Here is a 24,260-nt window from a genome sequence, read left to right on the forward strand (position 1 = left end):
GTGGCAGACTCTTAAGCTTCAGACCGCTTGTGAAGTCGAAAATGCCAGGTACCCCGAACTATACCGGCCTTGCCGGGTATTCCCATGACGTGCCGGCGCAGGCAGCCGTCCTGCTGGTTAATCTTGGTACACCTGAGGCACCTACCGCCGCCGCCGTGCGCCCGTACCTCGCGCAGTTCCTGGGCGATCCGCGGGTGATCGAGTATCCGCGCTGGCTGTGGAAGCTGATTCTGCACGGCATCATCCTGCGCGTCCGGCCGGCCCGCTCGGCGCACGCCTATTCGCGGGTATGGACACCGGAAGGCTCGCCGCTGCGCGTCGGCAGCGAAGCGCTGGCCGCGGGTTTGCAGGCCGAGCTCGGCCGCCGTCGATCCGGCCCGATTCGCGTGGCGCTGGCCATGCGCTATGGCCGTCCGGCCATCGCCGACACGATCCGCCAGTTGCAGAACGAAGGCGTGCGACGCCTGCTGGTGCTGCCGCTGTACCCGCAGTACTCGGCAACGTCCACCGGCACCGTGCTGGACGCCGTGGCTGACACGATCAAGACGATGCGCTGGCCGCCCGAACTGCGCACGATCAACGATTATCACGACGAACCGGCCTACATCACCGCGCTGGCCGACAGCATCCGCGCGCACTGGGCCACGCATGGCCGCGGCGAAAAACTGCTGATGAGCTTCCACGGCATCCCCGAACGCTACGTGCGCGCGGGTGATCCTTATTTCTGCCACTGCCACGCCACGGCACGCCTGTTGCGCGAAGCGCTGGGGCTCAGCGAAGCGGAAGCGCTTTTCAGCTTCCAGTCGCGCGTGGGTCGCGAGCGGTGGCTGCACCCGTACACCGACGAAACCGTGCGCGAACTGGGCGCGGCAGGTGTTCGCCGGATTGACGTGGTGAGCCCCGGATTTGCCGTTGACTGCCTGGAAACCCTGGAAGAAATCGCGATGCAGAACGCCGAATTCTTCCGCGAGGCCGGCGGCGAAACGCTCAGCTACATCCCCTGCCTCAATGCCGGTGCCGCCCACGTCAATGTGCTTGGCGACCTGGTACTGCGCCACACCCAGGGCTGGCCGGAGTTCGCCCAGGACTACGACAACGCTGCGGTTGCTACCCGGCTGGCAGCCTCGCGCCAGTGCGCCCGCGAGGTGCAGAGCCGTGCGTGACCTGACCATCAAGACCCCGTTCCTGACCCTCGGCGCACGCGAATGGGGCAACCCGGATGGCGAGCCGCTGGTGATGCTGCATGGCTGGCTCGACAACGCGTCCAGCTTCGACCTGCTGGCGCCCTTGCTGGCAACGCGCTTTCGCGTCATTGCGCTGGATCTCCCCGGCCACGGCCATTCGGACCATCTGCCAGCAGGTGTGGACTACCACTACATCGACTACGTACGTGGCGCGCTCGCGGCTGTCGACGCGCTGGGTCTTCCGCGCTTTCATCTGCTGGGGCATTCGCTGGGCGCGGGTGTGGCCACGCTGCTGGCCGTGGCCGCTCCCGAACGGGTGCGACGCCTGCTGCTGATCGAAGGCCTGGGGCCACTTGGCGATGATGGCTCGCGCACGCTGGACCGCTTCCGCGACGCGCTGTCCGCACCACCGCGCCAGGACCGCAACCTGCGCGTCTTCCCGGACATCGACACTGCCGTCGCGGCGCGCGTCGCCGTCGGAGGTCTTGCAGAACATCTGGCCCGCCTCATTGTGGAACGCGGCCTGCGCGAGGTGCCCGGCGGCTTCAGCTGGCGAAGCGATCCGCGCCTGTCCGGGCAGACCGTGATCCGCTTTGCGGAAACACAGGTGATGGCGCTGCTGCTTGGTCTTGCCGCGCCCACTGCCCTGCTGCTGGCGCGGCCGCATGCGCCGTACCTGGAACCGGAAGCCATGCAGGTGCGCATCGACTGCGTCGAAGACATCCGCGTCCAGACCATGGACGGCGGACATCACCTGCACCTGGAGCACCCGGACGCTGTCGCTGCCTGGGCGCTGGCATTCGCCTGAGGTCAGACCACCGGGTCGAGACTGAAAGCCGGATGGATCACTGGCTGCACCAGCCAGTGATCCGCCAGCAGGAACGCGAACAACACCATCAGGTACACGATGGAATAGTTGAACGCCTTCATTGCAAACAGTTCGTCCGGCGGGTTGAACAGGCGGATGGCGTAGTAGAGAAAACCAACGCCCAGCACCACGGCACCAAACAGGTAAATGAGCCCGCTCATGCCTGTGAAGTACGGCAGCAGCGTCACCAGGAAAAGCAGCACGGTGTAAAACAGGATGTGCCAGCGCGTGTACACGACGCCATGGGTCACCGGCAGCATCGGCACCTGGGCACGTGCGTAATCGTCACGGCGGAAAATGGCCAGCGCCCAGAAGTGCGGCGGCGTCCACACGAAGATGATGAGCAGCAGCTGCAATGCGTACGGATGCAGCGAATTGGTGACCGCGACCCATCCCAGCACGGGCGGCGCGGCACCGGCAAGGCCACCGATCACGATGTTCTGTGGCGTGGCACGCTTCAGGTAAGCCGTATAGATCACGGCATAGCCGATCAGCGAGAAGAACGTGAGCACCGCGGTCAGCATGTTCACCAGGAACACCAGCACCAGCATGGCGAGGATGCCCAGCGACATCGCAAACACGAACACCTGGCGCGACGTCAGATTGCCGGTGGCCAGCGGACGGTGCGCCGTACGCGCCATGACCTTGTCGATGCGCTGATCAATCAGGTGATTGAATGCCGCTGCCGAAGCCGATGCCATCCAGATGCCGATGGTGCCAAACAGCGCGGCATGCCATGTGGGCAGCACACGCACGCCGTTGGAATCCACGGCGAGAAACATGCCGATGACCGCGCAGAACACCAGCAGCGCCACCACGCGCGGCTTGGTCAGTTCCATGTATTCCTTGAACTTGCTCATCGTCAGCGTCCCGCCGTCAAGGCAAGTTGTAGGGATGGCAGCCGCTGCACACGCGCAAGCGCGGCCAGCAGCGTGAACAGCAACAGCGCGGCCACACCGTTGTGTGCCGTTGCCACCGGCAGCGGAAGCCCCAGGTGAACGTTGCCGATGCCGAGCACGATCTGCGCCACGAGCACCACGCCCACCGCGATGCCCAGCTTGCGCAGCCCCGCCCGCGCGAGGCGGTGCGACAGCCAGCCGAGGTAGCAAAAGACCACCAGCGCGCCGATGCGGTGGGTGATCTGGATCGCACTGCGCGCACTCATGTCCAGCACGCCGCCTTCGTAATTCACGCCCACGCCGCGCCACAGAATGAACGCTTCATGGAAATCCGTATCAGGCCACCAAGCGCCCAGACACTTCGGGAAATCCGTACCGCAAGCCAGCGCCGCGTAGTTGGAACTGGTCCAGCCGCCCAGCGCAATCTGGATCACCAGCACCACGATGCCCACAGCGATGGGCGCACGGAGCGCGCGCAGCGCGTCGTCACGCGTACCGACACCCGCGTAACGCAACGCGGCCCACGCAAGCAGCCCGAACGTGGCCAGACCACCCAGCAGATGCCCCATCACCACGATGGGCTTGAGCAGCAGCGTGACCGTCCACATGCCAAGCATGGCTTGAAAAATGATGACCGCCAGCGCAACCACGCTGACCTTCCACGCGCCCGGACGATCCAGCCGCGCTGCCACAATCAGCGGCAACGCGATGGCGAGCGCGGACAACGCAGAGGAAATCATGTGCTCGCCCCGCATGTACATGACCACACCCACGGCGGCGAACACCGCAGCAGCCGCCAGCGTGGCCACCGCCCAACGGCGGCGCCATGCGGCGATCAGCGCCATGGCCAGCGTCATCATGCCGAGGCCACCGGCAAGGAAACGGTGCACCTGCTCGCGCCATGCCTTGTGGTTTTCGTACGGGCGATCCGGGAAGGCCTCGTTGGCCTGCGCGATGTCCTGCGCATGCCCCGGCCACGTGGCCTTGCCGTAGCAGGTGGGCCAGTCCGGACACGACAGTCCGGCGTTGGACAGGCGCACGAACGCGCCGAACATCACAATGCAAAAAGCAAACACCGCCGCCAGCAAACCCAGCGTGCGAAGAATTTTCAGCGTACGTGCCGACATCAGCGGATCACCTTCTGCATGTCCTTGCGCAGGCCCGAAGGATCGAAGCCCGCCGGGTACAACGACAATGCGGTGGTATTGGATTCCACCAACACGGCCGACACGGTATCTGGCTGCGTGGGGCGGAAGGTCTCCAGCTTGCCGGCAACGTCCGCACCCACGGTCCAGTCGTTCATCACCACTGGCTGGGTGGCGGGCGGCTTGCCGACGTAGAGCAGTCGCAGGCGATCCGCGTTGCGATTGAGCGTGATGCGTGCGTTGCGCATCAGCTCCAGTGTGCTGATGCACGACGTGCTGCAATCCGGGCCCGGAAGCGCCACCAGCGTGAGGCGTGGCTCGCTGTCGCGCCACGCGTACGTGCCGCCCTTCGCAAGATCAATGCGCACATCAGCAAAGCTTCGCTGCGGCTGGATGGGCTGACCATTGCCCTTGCCCGTGGGCTGCCAGCCGCTGAGCGTCAGCACGCCCGCCGCGACAATGGGTGCCAGGAAAACCAGCATGATGAGGATGAGCTTCAGCCGGCCACGGGAGGCGGGCGCGGGCTGCGAGACGTTCGGTTCGGTCATGGTGATGAGGGCCGTGTCGGGCGTCGTTTGCGATGCAGGAGAACGAAGATCACCACGGCCGCGAGGGCAAAGGTGAACCACTGAAAGGCGTAAGCGCGGTGACGGGCCGGAGGCATGACGCCCGGGGTCCATTCGCGCGTGTAGATGCTGGCCGGATCGGCGTCCAGCAACAGCACGCGAGGATACAGCGTGTGGCCGAAGTCGGAACCGATCTCGTCGAGGTCCACGTAGACCACGGTCTTGCTGGCCCCCGTCTGGCGCAGCAGCGCGTCGCCACCCATGCGAATGCCGACGCCGGGCGACGGCACATAAAGACCATGGATCGACTGCATGCCTTCCGCCAAAGGCGGCAACGCCGGCATGGCGCCACTGCCTTTCGGCAGGAAACCCAGATCCACCAGCAGCGCCTTCTCCGAATGTTCCGGAAGAAAGGGCACATAAACGTGGATTCCGACCTGACCCGCGTGGGTCTGATCGTCCAGGATATACACCCGGTTACGGACGAACTCGCCCGTGACAGCAAGGCGGGGATAGCGGTCAGCGGGCGCCCCACCCTCCACCGAGGACAGCGGTTCCTGCGGCGCATTGACCGATGTGGCATACCGCCGCAGAAGCGCTTCCTTTTCGTCCGCGCGATGGAGCTGCCAGACGCCCAACCCCACGAATGCCAAGGCTCCGGCGACCGTCAACAGCACGGCAAAGGGTGTGGGACGACGTAGCCAGCTCACGCCAGACACCGGGGATCGGCCGCTATACTCCGGCCATGCCATTGGGAGGGAACGATCACGTGGAAACCATCTACAAGTGGGCGCTGGTGATATTGCTGCTGGTCGTTCTGTTCAATCTCGGCCAGGCGCTGTTCTTCATGATGACCGACAAGGGCCAGAGCAAACGCACCGTCTGGGCGTTGACCCGTCGCATCGGCCTGTCGTTGCTGCTCATTGCCATGGTGGCGCTGGGCATCTTCATGGGCTGGCTGCACCCTCACGGCGTGGGCCAATTCTAACCCGCGCCGCCCGCCACGGCGGGACCTGCGGCAGGTTGTCACGGAATGCCCCGTCCGCCCCCGTGCCATAGGGCATGGCCGAAGCGCGACGCATCACGGTCGTGGGGCATCGGCGCACTGCCCACCTTCGCGGAACGCGCGGAAGCCCTGCTCCACGCCGCTCATGGCCGCTGCCTGAAACAACGGATCGTGCGCTGCAGCAACGTCATCGGCGTTGCTGAGGGAGCCGACCGAAATGGTGACCGATGGCATGTTCGCCAGCCGGTTCTCGGTGCGATTCACAGCCATGGAATGGCGTGCCACCGGATACGACCGATACGTTGCTGACGATGCAGCAATCTGCTTCTGCATGTGGCGAAGCACACAGTCACCAAGCATTTCGTCCGCATCGCGCCCAACCTGGTGGTACACACGAATACCACGCGTCGAGGTATCGGCATGTGTGTCCGCATGAAGATGAAAAGCGACCACCGCGCCAATGTGATTCGCCACCAGCGGACGGCTGCGCGCATCCTCACGCCGCTCCCTGTCCGGCGCGGTCGATCCGGGTAGAGAGTTCCACACCTCAGGTGCATCCGGGTGCTCAAGCTGAAGCCAGTAGCGCGCGGCAATCTTCCACCACGGCTTTCCGCTTGCCGCGTGCACATTTCCCTCGCCGCCCGGCTTCAACGAGCGAGCCAGATGTACGAACACGAGGCTTTCGGAACGAAGGAGCGCATCCAGTTCGCTGGCAAAGTCCTGGGTGATGTCGTCTTCAATCGCACCGGAATGTGCGTTGCCCTGTTGCCGCCAGGCGCCAGATCCGTGGTCGAAATAGAAACCATGCGCTGCCGATACCAGGGCCGTTTCAAAAGCGCCGGATGACGACACAGGCTCCGGCCCGCGCTCTTCAGGGAACCAGTGGTATAGCTCCTTGCCGCCGTAGAGGAAGTCGACGCCGCCGACTCCCGGCGTCTGTTGTATCCAATCGAATATGGCGTTTTCCAGATCCGACTGGACACGTTCCATCTCCAATTCCAGGGCTTTCGGCCCGTAGACCTCGCCCAGATCGACTACAACCAACCCCCGAGTGAGGTCCACCTTCGCCGTCACCTCAATGGGCCCGATCTGATCCGGAAAATATCGATATCTGTTTAGATCCGCGTTGAGAAGCAACGTGAGCTTCGCGTCCAGTGACGCGCGCTCTTCCAGGCCAAGCGTGCTGATATCGCGGGTGCCCAGATAGTCCTTATAGTCGGGCTGATCCTGTGCACTCACTGCGCAAGCGATTCCCATAAGCACGGTGAGCGCCAGTGCTCGCACACGCCCCCGACGCACCGGGCGGAAACCTGCTGTGGTGACCTTCATGACACGCTCCCTCAATGTTTGCCCTATCGGCTTTGGGAATGTGCCTTCGACGCGTCACCCCTGCTGTCCTCGTGAGGTGGCGCGACGTAAAGCGATCAGCGCGGCGCAAGTTGGGCTCGTCCACTCGTGGGGCGCAGCTTATCTGACACTCGTCCATGCATCTGGCGCGCGCGAGCAATGCACAAAACTCCTTACGCATTCCCGGGAACAACCGCCAGCCTTCCGGCCATACACGACCAACAACAAAAAAGCCCAGCCCCGGCAACGACCGGAACTGGGCTTGAGGTTGTCCTGGCGCGCGTGATATCGCGTGGCGATATCTGCGCAGCTGGGTTACTTCCTCACAAGCGCATGCCTTCAAACGGGTTCCAGCCGTCCTGGCCCTTCACCTTCTTGAGGTACACCGCGTAGTTCGTGCAGATGGCACACAGGAAATTGAAGCCTACGCCCAGTCCACGCGATGCGGCCGGCGGCGCACCGACTACGGCCAGCACGATGCTCACCGCAATGATGATGCCGAGCAGCGACAGCGCCTTGCGCCACGGGCCCATGATGGCAATGGCAAGCGGGCCGAAGAAAAACGACCAGACGTTTGCGTTGATCAGGATCTTTTCACCGAACGGCAGCTTCTTCAGCTCGTCCTTGTATGCGGGGGCATTCGGCGCGCCGTACTGGTCGAAAAACGCGAAACGCTTCTTCCACTTCTCGCTGATGCCCGGGTCCGAGCGGTAGTCCACAGTAGCCATTACAACTCCTCGTTAGCCGTTACGTAGATCGCACGTCAAAGGTGCGACCGACCGATGCTACGCACGTAACGCGTTTTCATCACCGTGCACACTCGTGGTTTCTATAAGTAAATTCGGTGCATTACCGTTACGGCTTACGCATTGATATTCGGTATTCGAAGCAATCAACTTCGACGTGCCCATAATCAATGAATAAAAAAACCGCTTTATCCGCGTGTATCAAAACCTTTCAAAGGCGTTTGACACAGGCTGATAAAGCGGTTTTTTTAGAAGGACTAATTGAACTTAAAGCACGTATACAAACAGGAACAGCGCCAGCCATACCACGTCCACGAAGTGCCAGTACCACGCCACGGCCTCAAAGCCGAAGTGGTTGTCCTTCGTGAAGTGGCCCTTTGCGCAACGGAACCAGATCACCGCCAGCATGATCGTGCCCAGCGTCACGTGCATGCCGTGGAAGCCGGTGAGCATGAAGAACGTGGCACCGTAAACGCCGCTGCGCAGCGTCAGGTTGAAGTGGGTATAGGCCTCCATGTACTCATGGGCCTGGAACCACAGGAACAGGCTGCCCAGCACCACGGTGGCACCCAGGCCAACCAGCAGGCGCGCACGATGGCCCGATTTCAGGGCGTGATGCGCGATGGTGATCGTGACGCCCGACGACAGCAGGATCAGCGTATTGAGAAGCGGCAGGCCCCAGGCCGGAATCGTCTGGAAGAAACCGCCGATCTTCTGTGGACCACCGCCACCGCTGGCACCCCAGGATGCGGTGTAGCTGTCCCACACAAACTGATGGGTCAACACACCGTGACCTTCGCCGCCCAGCCAGGGAATGGCGAACATGCGTGCGTAGAACAGCGCACCGAAGAAGGCACCGAAGAACATCACTTCGGAGAAGATGAACCACATCATGCCCATGCGGAACGAGCGATCCACCTGGTCGTTGTAGCTGCCCGCCAGCGATTCGCGGATGACCGAGCGGAACCACCCGAAGAACATGCCCAGGATCATCGCAATGCCCACGTAGAACAGGCTCTTGCCGAACAGGGCTTGCCCCGGCTGTGCATTCAGCCAGTGCGCGGCACCGAATACGGTGACGAACATGGAGACGGCGGCAATGATCGGCCACTGGCTCTTGCTCGGTACGAAGTAAGCGTCTTGCTGGTGACCCATGGTGACGTTCCCGTGGATGTCTTGTTTCTGTTGCCCGGAATCAGACGTGGAGCATCTGCACGATGGACAGTACGAAAATCGCAATGGCGACGCATGCCATGATGAGCGCGGTACGGCGGGCGCGCTTCTTGCGCGCCGCCATGTCCTGATCCTGCAGCGTCTGACTCATGTGCACGCTCAGTGGTCCGTGTGGCCGTGAGCCAGCTCGTCGTCATGAATGACGGGCGGCACATCGAACGTGTGGTGCGGAGCCGGCGACGGCACCGTCCACTCCAGCCCCTTTGCGCCTTCCCACGAACGGTCAGCTGCCTTCTTCTTCGCGAAGTACACGCAGTGGATGATCACGCCGAGGAAGATGAGCTGCGAGGCACCGAACCAGAAGCCGCCGATCGAGCTGATCATGTTGAAGTTGGCGAAGGCCACGTTGTAATCCGGGATGCGGCGCGGCATGCCGGCCAGACCCAGGAAGTGCTGCGGGAAGAACAGCACGTTGACCGAAATGACACTGGACCAGAAATGGATCTTGCCCCAGGTCTCGCTGTACATGTTGCCTGACCACTTCGGCAGCCAGTAATACGCTGCGGCCATGATCGAGAACGCCGCACCGGTTACCAGCACGTAGTGGAAGTGCGCCACCACGAAGTACGTGTCGTGGTACTGGAAGTCAGCCGGAGCCAGCGCCAGCATCAGGCCGGAGAAGCCGCCGATGGTGAACAGGATGACGAACGCGATGGAGAACAGCATCGGCGTTTCGAAGGTCATCGAGCCGCCCCACATCGTGGACACCCAGTTGAACACCTTCACGCCAGTGGGCACCGCGATCAGCATCGTGGCGTACATGAAGAACATCTCGGCACCCATCGGCAGACCCACCGCGAACATGTGGTGAGCCCAGACGATGAACGAGAGGAAGGCGATGGAAGCAATGGCGAACACCATCGCGCGGTAACCGAAGATCGGCTTGCGCGAGAAGGTGGGGATGATTTCCGAGATGATCCCGAACGCGGGCAGGATCATGATGTAGACCTCGGGATGCCCGAAGAACCAGAAGATGTGCTGGTAAAGCACCGGGTCGCCGCCGCCAGCGGCATTGAAGAAGTTTGTGCCGAAGTACTTGTCGGTCAGCAGCATGGTCACGGCGCCTGCCAGCACCGGCATCACTGCAATCAGCAGGAAGGCGGTGATCAGCCAGCTCCACACGAACACCGGCATCTTCAGCAGGTCCATGCCCGGGGCACGCATGTTGAGGATGGTGGCGATGATGTTGATCGCACCCATGATCGAACTGATGCCCATCAGGTGGATCGCGAAGATCACATAGGCAACCGACTCACCCTGTAGCGAGAGCGGCGGATACATCGTCCAGCCACCGGCAGGACCACCGCCGGGCATGAACAATGTGGACAGCAGCATGATGAAGGCGAACGGGAGAATCCAGAACGACAGGTTGTTCATGCGCGGCAACGCCATGTCCGGCGCCCCCACCATCAACGGAACCATCCAGTTGGCCAGGCCGACGAACGCCGGCATGATCGCGCCGAAGATCATCACCAGCGCGTGCATGGTGGTCATTTCGTTGAAGAAATACGGCTGCACGAGCTGCATGCCGGGCTTGAACAGTTCCGCCCGGATAACCATGGCGAACGCGCCGCCAATGAAGAACATCGTGAGCGAGAAGATCAGATAAAGCGTGCCGATGTCCTTGTGGTTCGTGGACAGGAGCCAGCGCTGAATGAAGCTTTGTGGGGCTCCATGGTGATCGTGATGGTCGTGGGTGGCTGCGTGCGCCATAGCCTTGAACCTCTGCCTGCGATACGTGTTCGGTTAGCCCTGGTTGGCCGGGGCGGGAGCGGTCTGCGCGGTCTGCTGAGCCTTGGCGGCCTTCGCTTCTTCCTGCTGGGTGGCCAGCCATTGCTCGAATTCCGCCTTGGGCACGGCCTTGACCACAATCGGCATGAAGCCGTGGTCCTGTCCGCACAGCTCAGCGCACTGCCCTCGGTAGACGCCGGGCTCCTTGATATTCGTCCACGCCGCATTGGCGATGCCGGGGATGGCGTCCATCTTCCAGCCCAGTGCAGGCACCCACCAGGAGTGGATGACGTCACCGCCGACGATCACGAAACGGATCTTGGTGTGGATGGGCACGACGAGCGGCTTGTCCACATCGAGAAGATAGGTGTTGTAGCCGTCGACCTTGATCTTTTCCGGGTCGAGGTTCGACTTCAGCTGACGGGTGCGGTCGCTGGATTCTTCCAGCCTCGACACAAAGCCCACCTGCTCAACGGCTTTGCCCTTGTAGTCGACATAGTCGTAGCGCCATTTCCACTGGTAGCCGGTGACCTTGATGGTCATTTCCGAGCCGGTGGTATCGGCGAACGACGTGAGGCCGCCGGTCGCAAGGCGTGCCAGCACGATGAGAATGATGACGGGGACGACCGTCCAGACGATTTCCAGCTTCGTGGAGTGCGTCCACTTCTCGGCGACAGCGCCGCGGGACTTGCGGAAGCGGAACATGGCGATGAACATCGCGCCAAAAACGAGGATGCCGATAGCGACGCAGACCCAGAGGCCAACCATATGCAACGCATAAGGAGACCACTCACTGACGCCCTTGGTCATGTTCAGCTGGTTTGGCTCGGGATTGCCCCATGCCGCCGTACCGAACGTCGCAAAGGCGACTGCCGCCCATGCCGTAACCGATCGCCTGATGACGCCAGATGTCATGTCTTGCACCTTTTATGAACCTACCTGCGCGTCTGGCCCTTTGCATCTGCCAGCAGCACCATGAGTTTCTTTGACAGCTCGACCCTTTCCTCTTCACCGAGAAACGCGCCGATTTCCAGCTCGTTCCCGTGCGACGTGAGCAGCAGGCGGTGACGCCCATTGCCCGGTGCGAGCATGACCCGCACCCAGTGTGACTGGAACCGTCGCGTCCGGTGACCTGGAAGCGTGCGGACCTCTAACGTATCCGGGCCGATGACAAGACGCTCGCCCCGGCCGCCAGCCCGCCAGGCTGCGCCAAGAGCAAACGCCACCAGAAAGCACTCAACGAGCGCAAACACGGGAGCAAATACATTCCCCTGCCACGCCCCAAGCCCTGCCGTGGTCAACGCCATCGCAGCAAGCCCCCCAACGAGTCGACGAAGGCCGCGCCGGCTGAGCGCGCGATTGGGCCGGAGCCACATCACGCGCGGATGACCCGCGACGGTCGGTCGAAGCACGATCACTGGGAGTCCCGCGTGCCTGGAACACCCGGATGATAGGGGTGACCGGAGGAACGGGCAAGGACAGGCATGACAGGTTGTCGCAGGCACCCCACCCCCGGCTCCCGTCCCTCACGTACAATTATCCATTCCCCCAGGTCCACCCGAGCCCCACCGTGAACCCAAGCATCCTCAGTCCCGAACTCCCGACCGGCAGCGAGCCGGCGCGGGCACGCATCACATCCGCGTGGCTGCGCGACGAAACCGAAGCCGTCAACGATCTGCTGGCGCAGGCCACCCTGCCCCCCACCGAGCGCGAACATGTGATCGACGTGGCTGCGGGCCTGGTCTCGCGTGTACGCGTGCGCGCCAAGGATCAGAGCGCGGTGGAGTCCTTCATGCGCCAGTACGATCTTTCCAGCGAGGAAGGCGTGCTGCTCATGTGCGTGGCCGAAGCGCTGCTGCGCATTCCCGACAAGGTCACGGCCGACAAGCTCATCCGCGACAAGCTGGGTGAAGCGGACTGGAAAAAGCACCTGGGCCAGAGCGAGTCGCTCTTCGTCAATGCATCCACCTGGGGCCTGATGCTCACCGGTCACCTGGTGAACCTTGCCGAAGAAACCCGCCACGACTTCGCCAGCGCGCTGCGTCGCCTGGTGGGTCGCGCGGGTGAGCCGGTGGTGCGTCTGGCCGTACGTCAGGCCATGCGCATCATGGGCCACCAGTTCGTGATGGGGCGCACCATCAAGGAAGCGCTGGATCGTTCCGCCGAAAAAGAGCACGCGGTCTATCGCTATTCGTACGACATGCTGGGCGAATCGGCGCTCACCCAGGAAACCGCCGAGCGTTACCAGCAGGACTACCGCGACGCCATCAACGCGCTGGGTGCGCGTGGTCCGTTCGCCAATAATCTGGACGCACCGTCCATCTCGGTGAAGCTCTCGGCGCTGCATCCGCGCTATGAAGTAGCCAACCGCGCACGTGCGCGCGCCGAGCTGGGCGCCAAGCTGCTTGAACTGTCGCAGCTGGCCATGAAGAACGGCATTGCGCTGTCTGTCGATGCCGAAGAAGCCGACCGCCTGGAACTGTCGCTGGACATCATCGGTGATGTGTTCGCGCACCCGTCGCTGGAAGGCTGGAACGGCCTGGGCATCGTCATTCAGGCGTACCAGAAGCGTGCTCCGTTCGTCATCGACTGGGTAACCGAGAAGGCACGCGAAACCGGCCGTCGCTGGTACGTGCGCCTGGTCAAGGGCGCCTACTGGGATGCCGAGGTCAAGCGCGCGCAGGAAAACGGTCTGCCCGGCTACCCGGTGTACACGCGCAAGCCGAATACCGACGTGTCCTACCTCGCCTGTGCGCGTCGCCTGTTTGCGGCCGGTGCGGATGCGGTGTATCCGCAGTTCGCCACGCACAACGCGCACACCATCGCCGCGATCAACCACATCGCACAGGGCCGCGCATACGAGAACCAGCGCCTGCACGGCATGGGTGCCGATCTTTACGCCGAGGTCATCGGCAAAGACAAGCTCAATGTGCCGTGCCGCGTGTATGCACCGGTCGGCAGCCATGAAGACCTGCTGCCGTACCTCGTGCGTCGCCTGCTGGAAAACGGCGCGAACACCAGCTTCGTCAATCGCGTGGTCGATGAAAGCGTGCCGGTGCGCGACCTCGTCGCCGACCCGTGCGAAACCGTCCGCGCCTTTGCTTCGATCCCCCACCCCCGTATCCCCCTGCCGGTCAATCTCTACGGCGAACTTCGGAAGAATTCCATGGGTATGAACTTTGCCAACGACAACGAACTGCGCGAGCTCGCGGAGTCCGTCAACCGTCACAGCGGCCCGTGGCACGCCGCTCCCCTCGTCGCTGGTGCGTCCAGCGCCGGTACGAAGGTGGAAGTGACCGATCCGTCCGACCGTCGCCGCGTCGTCGGCACGGTGGAGCTGGCCGACCCGTCGCTGGTGGAGCGCGCGCTCGCCAACGGCGTGGCCGCCCAGCCCGCCTGGGATCGCCTGCCGGCCGCCAGCCGCGCCGCCATCCTTGAGCACGCCGCTGAGCAGCTTGAGCACAACCGCGCTGAATTCATCGCCATGTGCGTGCGTGAAGCGGGCAAGAGCCTGCCGGACGCCATCGCTGAAATCCGCGAAGCAGCCGATTTCCTGCGTTACTACGCCACCATGGCGCGCCGCCACTTCGCACAGCCGGAGCAGCTTCCGGGGCCGACCGGCGAAAGCAACCAGCTGTTCCTCAACGGCCGTGGTGTCTTTGTCTGCATCAGCCCGTGGAACTTCCCGCTGGCCATCTTCCTCGGCCAGGTCGCCGCTGCACTGGCAGCGGGCAACGCCGTGGTCGCCAAGCCCGCCGAGCAGACCTCGCTGATCGGCTTCGCCGCCGTGAAGCTGCTGCACACCGCTGGTGTGCCCGCCGACGTGCTGCAGTACCTGCCGGGCGATGGTGCCACGGTAGGCGCCGCGCTCACCCGCGATCCGCGCGTGGCCGGCGTGGCCTTCACCGGCTCCACTGAAACGGCATGGGCGATCAACCGCGCCCTGGCGGCCCGTAACGCTCCCATCGCCGCACTGATCGCCGAAACCGGTGGCCAGAACGCGATGATCGCCGACTCCTCCGCGCTGCCCGAGCAGATCGTGAAGGACGTCGTGGCGTCCGCCTTCCAGTCGGCCGGCCAGCGCTGCTCGGCAGCACGCGTGCTGTTCGTGCAGGAAGACATCGCCGACAAGGTCGTGTCGATGCTTGCCGGTGCCATGGCCGAACTGAAAGTCGGCGATCCGGGCCTGCTGTCCACCGACGTGGGTCCGGTCATTGATGAAGACGCCCGCCAGATCCTGGTGGACCACGCCGCACGCATGGACCGCGAAGCGAAGAAGATCGGCGAAGTGAAGCTCACCGACGAAACCGCTCACGGCACGTTCTTCGCGCCGCGCGCCTACGAAATCCCGGGCCTGTCCACGCTGACCCGCGAAATCTTCGGCCCCGTGCTGCATGTGATCCGCTGGAAGGCCGACGAGCTGGACAAGGTGATCAACGAGATCAACGCCACCGGTTACGGCCTGACGCTCGGCATCCACAGCCGCATCGACGACACCATCGAGCACATCCAGAGCCGCGCGCGCGTGGGCAACTGCTACGTCAACCGCAACCAGATTGGCGCGGTCGTCGGTGTGCAGCCGTTCGGCGGCGAAGGCCTGTCCGGCACCGGCCCGAAGGCTGGCGGCCCGCACTACCTGTTCCGCTTTGCCGGCGAACGCACGCTCACGATCAACACCACGGCAGCCGGCGGCAACGCCTCGCTGCTGACGATCGGCGAGTAATACCGCGTCAGGGCAACCTCCAGAGCCGCGCTCCGCAAGGGGCGCGGCTTTTTTACGCCGCCGCTTCCTGCGGTATCGCTGCGCGCAGGCTCCTGACGCATCCGCGACGGCGCTCGCGCTAGGATGCGGCTCATGACCGATCTCATGAGCCTTCTCCAGCGTCAGCGCGCCGCTGCACTCGCCGAACCCCTCCCGCACTGGGTGACCCGGCAGCGCCGGCTTCGTCAGTTGCGCGCCCTGCTGATAGAGAACCGCGATGCCATCGGAGCGGCCATCGACGCCGACTTCGCAGGTCGTCCACGTGAGGAAACGGATCTGCTGGAGATCTTCCCCAGCCTTTCCGGCATCGACTATGCCCTGAAGCACACCCGTCGCTGGATGAAACCAAAGCGGCAATGGGCCAACCTCATGTTCCTGCCAGCGCGCACCACACTGACGCCGCAGCCTGTGGGCGTGGTGGGCGTGATTGTGCCGTGGAACTATCCGCTGTATCTGGCGGTGGGGCCGCTGACCGACGCGCTGGCGGCGGGCAACCGCGTGATGCTGAAGATGTCCGAGCTTACGCCCGCGTTCTCCGCGCGCTTCGCCGAACTGGTATCACGCTATTTCGCCGACGATGAAGTCGCGGTCGTGCAAGGCGACGCCGAGGTGGGCAAGGCGTTCTCTGCCCTGCCTTTCGATCATTTGCTGTTTACCGGCTCGACCGCCGTGGGACGGGAAGTGATGCGGGCGGCAGCAGAGCACCTGACCCCCGTCACGCTGGAACTGGGCGGCAAGTCGCCTGCCATCGTCGGGCCGGGCGCCCGCTTCGACAACGCCGTTCAACGCATCGTGTATGGGAAGCTGGTGAACGCTGGCCAGACCTGCATTGCACCAGACTACGCGCTGGTACCACGTGAGCGGGTGGATGAATTCGTGCAGCAAGCCACCGCTGCCATTACCGCGTCGTATCCCGACCTGCGCAACAACTCGCAGTACGCGAGCATCATTTCATCACGACACCGCGAGCGCCTGGCAGCCGTACTGGATGACGCGAAACAACAGGGCGCCACCATCCACACCGTGGCAACGGTGCGAGATGCCGCATTTGCCCCCACGCTGGTAACCGGCGTGAGTGACAGCATGCGCATCATGCGCGAGGAACTGTTCGGGCCACTTCTTCCTGTGGTGGCCTATGACACGCTGGATGAAGCCATTGCATATATCAACCGGCATGATCGCCCGCTGGCGCTGTATGTTTTTGACGACAACGACACCAACGTGCGCAACGTGCTGGAGCGCACGCATGCCGGCGGCGTGACCGTCAACGACACGCTGTTCCACATCGCGCAGCATCATTTGCCGTTTGGTGGCATCGGGCCGTCGGGCATGGGGAGCTATCACGGCGAGGCCGGGTTTCAGCGGTTTTCTCACAGGAAGCCGGTACTACGCCAGGCGCGGCTCAATGGAGCAAAGATGCTGGCGCCGCCATATGGACGTCTATTCAAGAATCTGGCGTCCCGGCTTTTGCGCTAGGAAAGCACCGCGAGCAAGATCCCTCTTGCCAGAACGAAAAAAGCCGCCCGAGGGCGGCTTCTCTCTAGGCATCAACAACTGCCTTACTTCAACCCACGATCCTTGAGCATCGGCTCGATGCTCGGCTCCTTGCCGCGGAAGTCGCGGTACAGCTTGCCCAGTTCGACCGTGTTGCCACGCGACAGGATCTTGTCGCGGAAGATCTGGCCGTTCTCGCGGGTCAGGCCGCCGTGCTCGGTGAACCACTGGAACGCATCTGCATCGAGCATCTGCGTCCACAGGTAAGCGTAGTAGCCAGCGGCGTAGCCGTTACCCCAGATGTGCTGGAAGTAGCTGCTGCGGTAGCGCGGCGGAACCTGCGCCATCGTGAAGCCGGCCTTCTTCAGTGCCTGGGTTTCAAACGCGTCGACGTCCTGCTTCGGAGCGCCGGCGGGCAGCATGTGCCACTGCATGTCGAGCAGTGCCGCCGAGATGAGCTCGCTCATCGCATAGCCCTGGTTGAAGCTGCCAGCCTTCTTGATCTTCTCGACCAGTTCGGCAGGCATCGGCTCGCCCGTCTTGTAGTGCTTCGCGTAGTTGGCGAACACCTTCGGATCGGAAGCCCAGTGCTCGTTGAACTGGGACGGGAATTCCACGAAGTCGCGCGCCGTACTGGTGCCCGACAGGATCGGGTACTGCTGGTTCGCGAAGATGCCGTGCAGGCCGTGGCCAAACTCATGGAACATCGTGACCACGTCGTCGAACGACAGCAGCGCAGGCTGTCCATCAGCCGGCTTGGTGAAGTTGGCCACGTTGTAGATGACCGGCTTGGTGCCGAACAGCTTCGACTGTTGCACGAAGTTGCTCATCCATGCACCGCCGCCCTTGTTGTCACGCTTGAAGTAGTCAGCGTAGAACAGCGCCATGGACGTGCCGTCCTTGTCGAACACTTCAAACACGCGGACGTCCGGCTGATAGACCGGGATATCCTTGCGCTCCTTGAAGGTCAGGCCGTAGAGCTGGTTGGCGGCGAAGAACACGCCGTTCTGCAGCACACTGTCCAGCTCGAAGTACGGCTTGATCTGCGCTTCGTCGAGGTCATAGCGGGCCTTGCGGACCTTCTCCGCATAGTGATCCCAATCCCATGCCTCGGCCTTGAAGCCACCCTTTTCCTTGTCGATCACGCTCTGGATGTCTTTCGCTTCCACCGTGGCGCGGGCGACAGCGGCGGGCACCAGACGCTCCATGAACTTCTCGGCCGTCTGCGGCGTCTTGGCCATCTGGTCGTCCAGCTTCCATGCGGCGTAGCTCGGGAAGCCAAGCAGCTTGGCCTGGTCAGCGCGAAGCTGGGCGATGCGCGACACCAGCTCGCGCGTGTCGTTGGCATCGCCATGTTCAGCGCGATCCCACGAGGCCTTGAACAGCTTCTCGCGGGTGTCACGGTCGTTCAGATCTTTCAGGGCCGGCTGCTGCGTGGTGTTCTGCAGCGTGATGACGTACTTGCCGTCCAGCTTGCGATCGGCAGCGGCCTTGACGGCTGCATTGATATCGCCATCGGAGAGGCCGTCGAGCTTCGCCTTGTCGTCCACCAACAGCGCACCACTCTTCGTGGCAGCAAGCAGGCGGTTGGTGAACTGGGTGCTGAGCGCCGACTCTTCCTTGTTGAGCTCTTTCAGCTTCGTCTTGTCTGCATCGGACAGACGCGCGCCAGCGTGCACGAAATCGTTGTAGTAGTACTCAAGCAGACGCTCCGATTCCGGATCGAGCTTCAGCGTGGCGCGCTCGTTGTAGAGCGTTTCGATGCGCTTGAAGAGCTTGTCGTTGAGGCGAATGGCATCGCTGTGTTCGGTGAGGCGCGGCGACTCTTCCTCTTCCACCTTCTGCAGCGTGTCGTTGGTGTTGGCAGCGGTTACGGCGCTGAAGGCCAGCACCACGCGCGTCAGCAGCGCGCCGGACTTCTCCAGGGCGACCAGCGTGTTCTCGAACGTGGGCGCTTCGGTCTGGTTGGCGATGGCCTCGACTTCCACCAGATGCTGCTTCATGCCTTCTTCCAGCGCGGGCTGGTAGTCGGCATCGTGGATCTTGTCGAAAGGCGGTGCCTGGAACGGCAGCGTGCTCTGGGCGAAGAACGGGTTCTCGGACATCGGTTTCGCTGCCGTGGTGGCGGCCGACGCAGGCGCTGCGGGTGCAGTGCTGGCCGGTGCGGGAGCGGCCTTGTCGGCAGGTTCAGAGGACTGAGAGCATGCGCCCAGCGCAAGCGAAGAGGCGATCACGAGAGTACGGATCCGGAGCATGTGGCGCATTTCCCTGTTCGGACGGCAAAGCGACGACTCTAGCGTCGCCCGGCCGCGCCAACAACCGCCGTCGGTCATGCCCCCGGCGGTGCTCCGGGCTCAGCGCATGTCGCGAAGCTGCCAGTTCGGCCCGATCAGCCAGGTCAGCCGCTGCCTGACGATGCTCATCGGCAGCGTGGTAACCAGTTCGATATCGGCGCGATCACTGCCCTGCTTGCCGGTAGCGCTGGCAGACGGGTCGGTGACACCCAGTGCCGGACTCACTTCGTCCGGGTCTGGCTGCATCGCCTTCCAGCGCTGGAACAGCGCGTCGTTGCGGAGTGCATCGGCGAGATCGGCGGCCAGCTTTTCCGGGCCAATGCCCTCGAAGGCCAGTGACGGCTCGCTGCCGCGTGCGCCGGGCAGATCGGCGACGGAAAGGTAGTAACGGTGAGTGGTAGCCATTGGATGAGCTTAGCCAGTGGACGTTGTGGGAGCGTGAATCGTCAGGCGAACACGGACACGTCGATCAACGACGCCGCCTCTTTCGACGACATGCCATGCGGGACGATGCCCAGGCACGGCGCAGGCAGCAGCTCCCGAAGGGTCTGAATGTTGTCCTCGCGCAGCGCCATGTCCGGGTCGATGGCGTTGCCGATCCATCCGACCAGTGGGCAGCCGTCCGCCAGGATGGCACGCGCCGTCAATTGCGCATGACTGATGCAACCCAGCCGCAAGCCGACCACCAGCACCACCGGCAAGCCCCATGCACGCGGAATGTCGCTGGCGCACAGGGTGGGCGACAACGGCACCATCCAGCCGCCTACGCCCTCCACTACCACGCGGTCGTAGCGGGCAGACAGGCCATCGAAGGCGGGCATCAGGGACGGCAGGTCGATGACCACGCCCGCCTGACGGGCAGCCAGGTGCGGCGCCACGGCTGGCTCCAGCGCCAGCGGATTCACCAGCGCGTAGTCCGGATGCGGATGGCTGGCGGCTTGCAGCGCCAGCGCATCTTCGTTGCGCAGCCCGTCCGGCGTGAGCTCGCAGCCACTGGCCACCGGCTTCATGCCGGTGACGCGCTGCCCCCGCGCTGCGAGGGCGTGAATCAGGGCACACGCGACGTGGGTCTTACCGATGCCGGTATCGGTGCCGGCGACAAAAAGACTGGAATTCATGGGACTCCGGGCTTGCACAATGGATAGGAAACCACCATAGAGGTGGCCTCACCCGACAACCTGCAGTGTCCCATGTTCGAGACGACCACGATCCGCACCGACGACAAAGCCACGCTCTACAAGGAGTTGGCACAGCAGGCTTCCGGCATTCTTGCCGGCGAAACGAATCTGGTGGCCAATGCCGCCAACTTCGCCGCCCTGGTGTTCAACGCGCTGCCGGACATCAACTGGTCGGGCTTCTACCTGTTCGACGGCACGGAGCTGGTGGTCGGCCCGTTCCAGGGCAAACCCGCCTGCGTGCGCATCGCACTGGGTCGCGGGGTATGTGGCGCGGCCGCCAGCACCCGTGAAACCCAGCTGGTGGTCGACGTCCACCAGTTCGAGGGTCACATCGCCTGCGACGCGGCTTCGCAGTCGGAAATCGTGGTGCCGCTGGTCAGGGCCGACGGCACGCTGCTGGGCGTCTGGGACGTGGACAGCCCGTCGGTGGGTCGCTTCGACGATGAAGACCGCGCTGGCATGGAAGAACTCTGCCGCGTGTTCATGACCAGCGTGGCCTGATCGGCGCGGCGCGCCCTTACAGTTCGTGAGCGCGCGGAGTCTTCAGTAGCTCGATGATGCGGGCGCGGGCTTCGTCCACGCCCGTTTTCGCCGACGAAGAGAACACCTGCGCCGTACCGGGGACGCCATCGGTGCGCATCTGCTTGCGCAGTGCTTCCAGGGCGGCGGATGCCTGGCCGCGGGAAATCTTGTCCGCCTTGGTCAGCAGCACGTGGCAGGGCAATTCGGTGTCGGCGCAGAACCCGAGCATCATCCGGTCGAAATCCTTGAGCGGATGGCGGATGTCCACGATCAACACCACACCACGCAGGCTGCGGCGCATTTTCAGGTAGGCGTCGATCTCACCACGCCAGTGCATGCGCATGGCCTCAGGCACCTTCGCGTAGCCATAGCCCGGAAGGTCGATCAGGCGCGCCACCAGCGGCGCCGTGCCCTCCTCGCCCTTCAGCGGCGGCAGATCAAACACCACCATCTGCTGGGTGCGACCCGGCGTCTTGGACGTGCGCGCCAGACCGTTGTGTCCCGTCAACGCATTGAGCGCGCTGGATTTACCGGCGTTGGAGCGGCCGGCAAATGCCACTTCGGCGCCCGCGTCGTAGGGGAGCTGGGTGATCTCGTGGGCGGCCAGCACAAAGGTGGCGCCATTCAATACGTTATGGATCGGAGGCATAAGAGGCACATGCGTCAGCCGAAGACGGCGACGGAAAGCTTGAGGATGGGCGGGCAGTGTATGCGATGCTGCCCCCGGCGTGCGTTTGACCGCCCCCTGTGTGAAAAGGAATAATTCTTCGGTTGCGACGTGTGTGCGCACACGGTCGATCCAGCAGCACCCCCTTTGGAGAGAGTGTATGAAGTTTCGGCACGCCGCCGCTGCCATAACCGTTGTACTCGTCATGATGAGTACCGCTGCTGCACAGACCGCCACACCCGCCAAGGCAGGCACAGCTCCTGCCGCCGCGACCAGCGCCGCCAAACCAGGTGCCAATCCGGCCGCCGATCCGGCCACTCCGGGGATGCCCACCGCTCCCGCCACCGCTCATGACGCCACCGCCGCAGTGAAGCCGGGCGATGCCGCGCAGGGACAAGGCAAAGCTGCCGTCTGCGGCGCCTGCCACGGGATGGATGGCAACTCCACCGATCCGCAGTACCCGAAACTTGCCGGCCAGAGCGAGGCCTACATCGTTCGCCAGCTCACCGACTTCAAGGCGGGCACCCGCTCCAACCCGATCATGGCGGGCTTCGCCGCTCCGCTCAGTCCGCAGGACATGCACGACATCGGCGCCTACTTCGCCACGAAGAAGCCGTTGCCCGGCGTCGCCGACCAGGCGCTGGTCGAGCAGGGCCAGACGCTCTTCCGCTCAGGCGATGTCGCCCGCGGCATTCCCGCATGCATGGCCTGCCACGGCCCCGATGGACGCGGCAATCCGGGCGCGATGTATCCGCAACTCACCAGCCAGCACGCCAACTACATCCAGGCCACGCTCAAGGCCTGGCACGACGGCGGCGCATGGGGCACCGATGCCCACGCCAAAATCATGCCGCCCATCGCCCAGAAACTGGATGACAAGGACATCGCGGCGCTCGCCAGCTACATTGAAGGGCTGCATTCCGCCGAGTAATACCGAACGGGCCCCAGTGGCCCGTTCCTGTTAAAGGACCACAGGACTCCCCATGCTCAAGCATCTGCCGTTACTTTGCGTTTCCCTGCTCGCCCTCGCGGCGTGCTCAGGCCAGTCCGATTCGTCGTCTTCGGCAACCACGCCGACGCCCGCCGCGTCTGCCCCGGCACCCGCACCTGCCGCCACGGCTCCGGCAGCACCGGCAACCGCCGCCGCGCCGGCCACCGCTGGCACCGCCGCCGCCGCAACGCAGGCCCCGGCAGCGCCAGAGCCCACTCCCGCAGCGCCGAAGGTGGCCGCCGCCCCGTTCGTGGACAACGGCAAGTGGGAGGAAGGCAAGCACTACTTCCGCATCGAGCCGTCGCAGCCCACCAGCACGCCGGGCAAGATCGAAGTCACCGAAGTCTTCTCCTACGGTTGCCCTGCCTGCTTCCAGTTCCACGGCATCGTTGATGAAATGGCGAAGAATCTGCCTGACGGCGCGGTCATGACCTACACGCCGGCCTCGTTCCGCCCTGACGAAAACTGGCCGCTGCTGCAGCGCGCCTACGTCACCGCGCAGGCTTTTGGCGTGGCCGACAAGGCACACGACGCCATGTTCGATGCCGTGTTCACCAGCGGCGAACTGGGCATGATGGACACCAAGACCAGCAAGCCGAAGCCGCAGTCGGCATGGCCCACCATCAACGACGTGGCGAAGTTCTACGCAAAGTACGGCGTGAACGCGGATGAATTCGTGGCCACGGCCAACTCGTTCACGATCAACACGAAGATGAAGCGCGCGGATGAACTGATTCGCGCCTACGGAGTCGAAAGCACGCCGACCATCGTTGTGAACGGCAAATACCGTCTCACTCCCATTACCGCTGGTGGCTATCCGCAGGCGGTCGAGCTCACGCAGTGGCTCGTCAGCAAGGAAGCCGCGGGCAAGTAACCCGCCTTACATCCGTTTTTCCTGGAGATCCCATGTTCCAACGTCTCGCACTACTCGTCTGCGGCGCCCTGCTCGCCACGGCCTGCACCGCCGGCCCGGCCGACAACTCCGGCGCAGCTGCAGCGGCTTACGCCCAGGACACCAACTACGTAGCCATCAAGGCTCCAGAGCGTGCTGGCAAGCAGGGCAAGGTTGAAGTCGTGGAAGTGTTTTCCTACGGCTGCATCCATTGCGCCCACTATGAACAGAGCGCTGAAGCGCTGCAGAAGAGCCTGCCCGCTGGCGTGACCTTCCGCGCCATCCCGGCTGCCTTCAACGACGCATGGCTGCCGTACGCTCAGGCGTTCTATGCCGCCAAGAAGCTCGGCGTGCTCGAAAAGACCCACGCTGCGCTGTTCAAGGCGAAATTCAACGACAACTACCCGCTGCACACGCTGGAAGAACTCGCTGCCTGGTATCACACCCAGGCGGGCGTCGATCAGGCCGCGTTCCTGCGCGAAGCCAACAGCGACGCCACCAAGGCACAGATTCTGGCGGACACCCGCCTGATCCAGGCCTGGGGCGTCGATGGCACCCCGTCCATCGTGGTTGACGGCAAGTACCGCGCCACCAACTTCAAGGACTGGGACGACCTGAATGCCCTGACCCTCTTCCTCGTGAAGAAGGAACTGGCGGGCGGCAAGTAAGCTCGAAGGCCCGCGCTGGCACACGCCGCGCGGGCCCTCGCCGGATGCCCGTCGTTCACACGGCGCC

24 protein-coding genes are annotated in these 24,260 nt (G+C 63.6%); 9 read left to right on the forward strand and 15 right to left on the reverse strand.

Features of this window, described 5'->3' with window-relative positions:
- Nucleotides 1–41 precede the first annotated feature (41 nt).
- Nucleotides 42–1,163: a ferrochelatase gene (hemH, locus tag FHW69_RS03865; RefSeq protein WP_183421683.1), complete on the forward strand. Its 1,122-nt coding sequence runs from the start codon at nucleotides 42–44 to the stop codon at nucleotides 1,161–1,163.
- Entirely contained in the window at nucleotides 1,156–1,992 is an 837-nt protein-coding gene (locus FHW69_RS03870; RefSeq protein ID WP_343203955.1) for an alpha/beta hydrolase, read from the forward strand. The genes hemH and FHW69_RS03870 overlap by 8 nt, the downstream gene beginning before the upstream one ends.
- 2 nt (nucleotides 1,993–1,994) lie before the next feature.
- Here FHW69_RS03870 and cyoE read toward each other — a convergent pair whose 3' ends face one another.
- Genes cyoE through FHW69_RS03890 form a run of 4 tightly spaced genes read right to left on the reverse strand, consistent with a single transcriptional unit; the run spans nucleotide 1,995 to nucleotide 5,372 of the window.
- Nucleotides 1,995–2,912: a heme o synthase gene (cyoE, locus tag FHW69_RS03875; protein ID WP_183421684.1), complete on the reverse strand. Its 918-nt coding sequence runs from the start codon at nucleotides 2,910–2,912 to the stop codon at nucleotides 1,995–1,997.
- Nucleotides 2,913–2,914: 2 nt separating this feature from the next.
- Nucleotides 2,915–4,078 (reverse strand): COX15/CtaA family protein, encoded by a 1,164-nt coding sequence (locus tag FHW69_RS03880; RefSeq protein WP_183421685.1) that lies wholly within the window; start codon nucleotides 4,076–4,078, stop codon nucleotides 2,915–2,917.
- The gene (locus tag FHW69_RS03885) at nucleotides 4,078–4,644 is read right to left on the reverse strand and encodes a hypothetical protein (protein WP_183421686.1); all 567 of its coding nucleotides are present in this window, start codon (nucleotides 4,642–4,644) and stop codon (nucleotides 4,078–4,080) included. Before FHW69_RS03885 ends, FHW69_RS03880 begins: the two co-directional genes overlap by 1 nt.
- On the reverse strand, nucleotides 4,641–5,372 hold the full coding sequence (locus FHW69_RS03890) for an SURF1 family protein (RefSeq protein WP_183421687.1): 732 nt from the start codon (nucleotides 5,370–5,372) through the stop codon (nucleotides 4,641–4,643). The genes FHW69_RS03885 and FHW69_RS03890 overlap by 4 nt, the downstream gene beginning before the upstream one ends.
- A 35-nt stretch (nucleotides 5,373–5,407) precedes the next feature.
- On the opposite strand from FHW69_RS03890, the gene FHW69_RS03895 reads away from it, so the two are divergent.
- Nucleotides 5,408–5,650 carry a twin transmembrane helix small protein gene (locus FHW69_RS03895; RefSeq protein ID WP_183421688.1) on the forward strand — a complete coding sequence of 81 codons (243 nt, stop codon included), beginning with the start codon at nucleotides 5,408–5,410 and terminating at the stop codon, nucleotides 5,648–5,650.
- 93 nt (nucleotides 5,651–5,743) lie between these two features.
- Here FHW69_RS03895 and FHW69_RS03905 read toward each other — a convergent pair whose 3' ends face one another.
- The 7 genes from FHW69_RS03905 to FHW69_RS03930 form a co-directional block, all read right to left on the reverse strand.
- The gene (locus tag FHW69_RS03905; protein ID WP_183421690.1) at nucleotides 5,744–6,997 is read right to left on the reverse strand and encodes an N-acetylmuramoyl-L-alanine amidase; all 1,254 of its coding nucleotides are present in this window, start codon (nucleotides 6,995–6,997) and stop codon (nucleotides 5,744–5,746) included.
- A gap of 341 nt (nucleotides 6,998–7,338) precedes the next feature.
- Entirely contained in the window at nucleotides 7,339–7,743 is a 405-nt protein-coding gene (locus tag FHW69_RS03910) for a DUF2628 domain-containing protein (protein ID WP_183421691.1), read from the reverse strand.
- Nucleotides 7,744–8,028: 285 nt separating this feature from the next.
- Nucleotides 8,029–8,916, reverse strand: coding sequence for a cytochrome c oxidase subunit 3 (locus FHW69_RS03915; protein WP_183421692.1), 888 nt, complete (start codon nucleotides 8,914–8,916; stop codon nucleotides 8,029–8,031).
- Between the two features lie 40 nt (nucleotides 8,917–8,956).
- Complete coding sequence (locus FHW69_RS18935) at nucleotides 8,957–9,085, reverse strand: hypothetical protein (RefSeq protein ID WP_255494497.1); 129 nt, start codon at nucleotides 9,083–9,085, stop codon at nucleotides 8,957–8,959.
- A gap of 8 nt (nucleotides 9,086–9,093) precedes the next feature.
- The gene (ctaD, locus tag FHW69_RS03920; protein ID WP_183421693.1) at nucleotides 9,094–10,707 is read right to left on the reverse strand and encodes a cytochrome c oxidase subunit I; all 1,614 of its coding nucleotides are present in this window, start codon (nucleotides 10,705–10,707) and stop codon (nucleotides 9,094–9,096) included.
- Nucleotides 10,708–10,740: 33 nt separating this feature from the next.
- Nucleotides 10,741–11,640, reverse strand: a complete 900-nt coding sequence (gene coxB / locus FHW69_RS03925) for a cytochrome c oxidase subunit II (RefSeq protein ID WP_183421694.1) — start codon at nucleotides 11,638–11,640, stop codon at nucleotides 10,741–10,743.
- Between the two features lie 20 nt (nucleotides 11,641–11,660).
- Nucleotides 11,661–12,101 carry a DUF2244 domain-containing protein gene (locus FHW69_RS03930; RefSeq protein ID WP_183422266.1) on the reverse strand — a complete coding sequence of 147 codons (441 nt, stop codon included), beginning with the start codon at nucleotides 12,099–12,101 and terminating at the stop codon, nucleotides 11,661–11,663.
- A 194-nt stretch (nucleotides 12,102–12,295) separates the two neighbouring features.
- On the opposite strand from FHW69_RS03930, the gene putA reads away from it, so the two are divergent.
- Together putA and FHW69_RS03940 are read left to right on the forward strand one after the other, a co-directional pair.
- Nucleotides 12,296–15,448 (forward strand): bifunctional proline dehydrogenase/L-glutamate gamma-semialdehyde dehydrogenase PutA, encoded by a 3,153-nt coding sequence (putA, locus tag FHW69_RS03935; protein ID WP_343203956.1) that lies wholly within the window; start codon nucleotides 12,296–12,298, stop codon nucleotides 15,446–15,448.
- Between the two features lie 132 nt (nucleotides 15,449–15,580).
- Nucleotides 15,581–16,963 (forward strand): coniferyl aldehyde dehydrogenase, encoded by a 1,383-nt coding sequence (locus FHW69_RS03940; RefSeq protein ID WP_221195361.1) that lies wholly within the window; start codon nucleotides 15,581–15,583, stop codon nucleotides 16,961–16,963.
- An 83-nt stretch (nucleotides 16,964–17,046) separates the two neighbouring features.
- On the opposite strand, the gene dcp is transcribed toward FHW69_RS03940, so the two are convergent.
- The 3 genes from dcp to bioD all read right to left on the reverse strand — a co-directional run bounded on the left by dcp (nucleotide 17,047) and on the right by bioD (nucleotide 20,393).
- Nucleotides 17,047–19,236 (reverse strand): peptidyl-dipeptidase Dcp, encoded by a 2,190-nt coding sequence (gene dcp, locus FHW69_RS03945; protein ID WP_183421697.1) that lies wholly within the window; start codon nucleotides 19,234–19,236, stop codon nucleotides 17,047–17,049.
- Between the two features lie 99 nt (nucleotides 19,237–19,335).
- Nucleotides 19,336–19,680: a hypothetical protein gene (locus FHW69_RS03950; RefSeq protein ID WP_183421698.1), complete on the reverse strand. Its 345-nt coding sequence runs from the start codon at nucleotides 19,678–19,680 to the stop codon at nucleotides 19,336–19,338.
- A 41-nt stretch (nucleotides 19,681–19,721) separates the two neighbouring features.
- The gene (bioD, locus tag FHW69_RS03955; RefSeq protein ID WP_183421699.1) at nucleotides 19,722–20,393 is read right to left on the reverse strand and encodes a dethiobiotin synthase; all 672 of its coding nucleotides are present in this window, start codon (nucleotides 20,391–20,393) and stop codon (nucleotides 19,722–19,724) included.
- 72 nt (nucleotides 20,394–20,465) lie between these two features.
- On the opposite strand from bioD, the gene FHW69_RS03960 reads away from it, so the two are divergent.
- Nucleotides 20,466–20,954 carry a GAF domain-containing protein gene (locus FHW69_RS03960; protein ID WP_183421700.1) on the forward strand — a complete coding sequence of 163 codons (489 nt, stop codon included), beginning with the start codon at nucleotides 20,466–20,468 and terminating at the stop codon, nucleotides 20,952–20,954.
- 16 nt (nucleotides 20,955–20,970) lie between these two features.
- Here FHW69_RS03960 and yihA read toward each other — a convergent pair whose 3' ends face one another.
- Nucleotides 20,971–21,624, reverse strand: a complete 654-nt coding sequence (gene yihA / locus FHW69_RS03965) for a ribosome biogenesis GTP-binding protein YihA/YsxC (RefSeq protein WP_183421701.1) — start codon at nucleotides 21,622–21,624, stop codon at nucleotides 20,971–20,973.
- Nucleotides 21,625–21,802: 178 nt separating this feature from the next.
- Between yihA and FHW69_RS03970 the strand changes: the two genes are divergently transcribed.
- From FHW69_RS03970 to FHW69_RS03980, 3 genes are read left to right on the forward strand one after another with little or no spacing between them, the layout of a single operon-like run.
- Nucleotides 21,803–22,573 carry a c-type cytochrome gene (locus FHW69_RS03970; protein ID WP_255494498.1) on the forward strand — a complete coding sequence of 257 codons (771 nt, stop codon included), beginning with the start codon at nucleotides 21,803–21,805 and terminating at the stop codon, nucleotides 22,571–22,573.
- Between the two features lie 52 nt (nucleotides 22,574–22,625).
- Entirely contained in the window at nucleotides 22,626–23,507 is an 882-nt protein-coding gene (locus FHW69_RS03975) for a thiol:disulfide interchange protein DsbA/DsbL (protein WP_183421702.1), read from the forward strand.
- Nucleotides 23,508–23,539: 32 nt separating this feature from the next.
- The gene (locus FHW69_RS03980) at nucleotides 23,540–24,193 is read left to right on the forward strand and encodes a thiol:disulfide interchange protein DsbA/DsbL (protein ID WP_183421703.1); all 654 of its coding nucleotides are present in this window, start codon (nucleotides 23,540–23,542) and stop codon (nucleotides 24,191–24,193) included.
- The last annotated feature ends 67 nt before the right edge of the window (nucleotides 24,194–24,260 follow it).

The sequence above is a fragment of the Luteibacter sp. Sphag1AF genome (genome assembly GCF_014192715.1).
Lineage (GTDB): Bacteria > Pseudomonadota > Gammaproteobacteria > Xanthomonadales > Rhodanobacteraceae > Luteibacter.

Excerpts from the sequence above, each read along its gene's own strand:
- FHW69_RS03910 (WP_183421691.1), bottom strand. The coding sequence starts at position 7,743 with ATGGCTACTGTGGACTACCGCTCGGACCCGGGCATCAGCGAGAAGTGG.
- FHW69_RS03895 (WP_183421688.1), top strand. The coding sequence starts at position 5,408 with ATGCCATTGGGAGGGAACGATCACGTGGAAACCATCTACAAGTGGGCG.
- ctaD (WP_183421693.1), bottom strand. The coding sequence starts at position 10,707 with ATGGCGCACGCAGCCACCCACGACCATCACGATCACCATGGAGCCCCA.
- bioD (WP_183421699.1), bottom strand. The coding sequence starts at position 20,393 with ATGAATTCCAGTCTTTTTGTCGCCGGCACCGATACCGGCATCGGTAAG.
- FHW69_RS03915 (WP_183421692.1), bottom strand. The coding sequence starts at position 8,916 with ATGGGTCACCAGCAAGACGCTTACTTCGTACCGAGCAAGAGCCAGTGG.
- FHW69_RS03885 (WP_183421686.1), bottom strand. The coding sequence starts at position 4,644 with ATGACCGAACCGAACGTCTCGCAGCCCGCGCCCGCCTCCCGTGGCCGG.
- FHW69_RS03930 (WP_183422266.1), bottom strand. The coding sequence starts at position 12,101 with ATGTGGCTCCGGCCCAATCGCGCGCTCAGCCGGCGCGGCCTTCGTCGA.
- FHW69_RS03905 (WP_183421690.1), bottom strand. The coding sequence starts at position 6,997 with ATGAAGGTCACCACAGCAGGTTTCCGCCCGGTGCGTCGGGGGCGTGTG.
- FHW69_RS18935 (WP_255494497.1), bottom strand. The coding sequence starts at position 9,085 with ATGAGTCAGACGCTGCAGGATCAGGACATGGCGGCGCGCAAGAAGCGC.
- FHW69_RS03950 (WP_183421698.1), bottom strand. The coding sequence starts at position 19,680 with ATGGCTACCACTCACCGTTACTACCTTTCCGTCGCCGATCTGCCCGGC.
- FHW69_RS03970 (WP_255494498.1), top strand. The coding sequence starts at position 21,803 with ATGAAGTTTCGGCACGCCGCCGCTGCCATAACCGTTGTACTCGTCATG.
- FHW69_RS03880 (WP_183421685.1), bottom strand. The coding sequence starts at position 4,078 with ATGTCGGCACGTACGCTGAAAATTCTTCGCACGCTGGGTTTGCTGGCG.
- coxB (WP_183421694.1), bottom strand. The coding sequence starts at position 11,640 with ATGACATCTGGCGTCATCAGGCGATCGGTTACGGCATGGGCGGCAGTC.
- FHW69_RS03975 (WP_183421702.1), top strand. The coding sequence starts at position 22,626 with ATGCTCAAGCATCTGCCGTTACTTTGCGTTTCCCTGCTCGCCCTCGCG.
- hemH (WP_183421683.1), top strand. The coding sequence starts at position 42 with ATGCCAGGTACCCCGAACTATACCGGCCTTGCCGGGTATTCCCATGAC.
- dcp (WP_183421697.1), bottom strand. The coding sequence starts at position 19,236 with ATGCTCCGGATCCGTACTCTCGTGATCGCCTCTTCGCTTGCGCTGGGC.
- FHW69_RS03940 (WP_221195361.1), top strand. The coding sequence starts at position 15,581 with ATGACCGATCTCATGAGCCTTCTCCAGCGTCAGCGCGCCGCTGCACTC.
- cyoE (WP_183421684.1), bottom strand. The coding sequence starts at position 2,912 with ATGAGCAAGTTCAAGGAATACATGGAACTGACCAAGCCGCGCGTGGTG.
- FHW69_RS03980 (WP_183421703.1), top strand. The coding sequence starts at position 23,540 with ATGTTCCAACGTCTCGCACTACTCGTCTGCGGCGCCCTGCTCGCCACG.
- yihA (WP_183421701.1), bottom strand. The coding sequence starts at position 21,624 with ATGCCTCCGATCCATAACGTATTGAATGGCGCCACCTTTGTGCTGGCC.
- FHW69_RS03960 (WP_183421700.1), top strand. The coding sequence starts at position 20,466 with ATGTTCGAGACGACCACGATCCGCACCGACGACAAAGCCACGCTCTAC.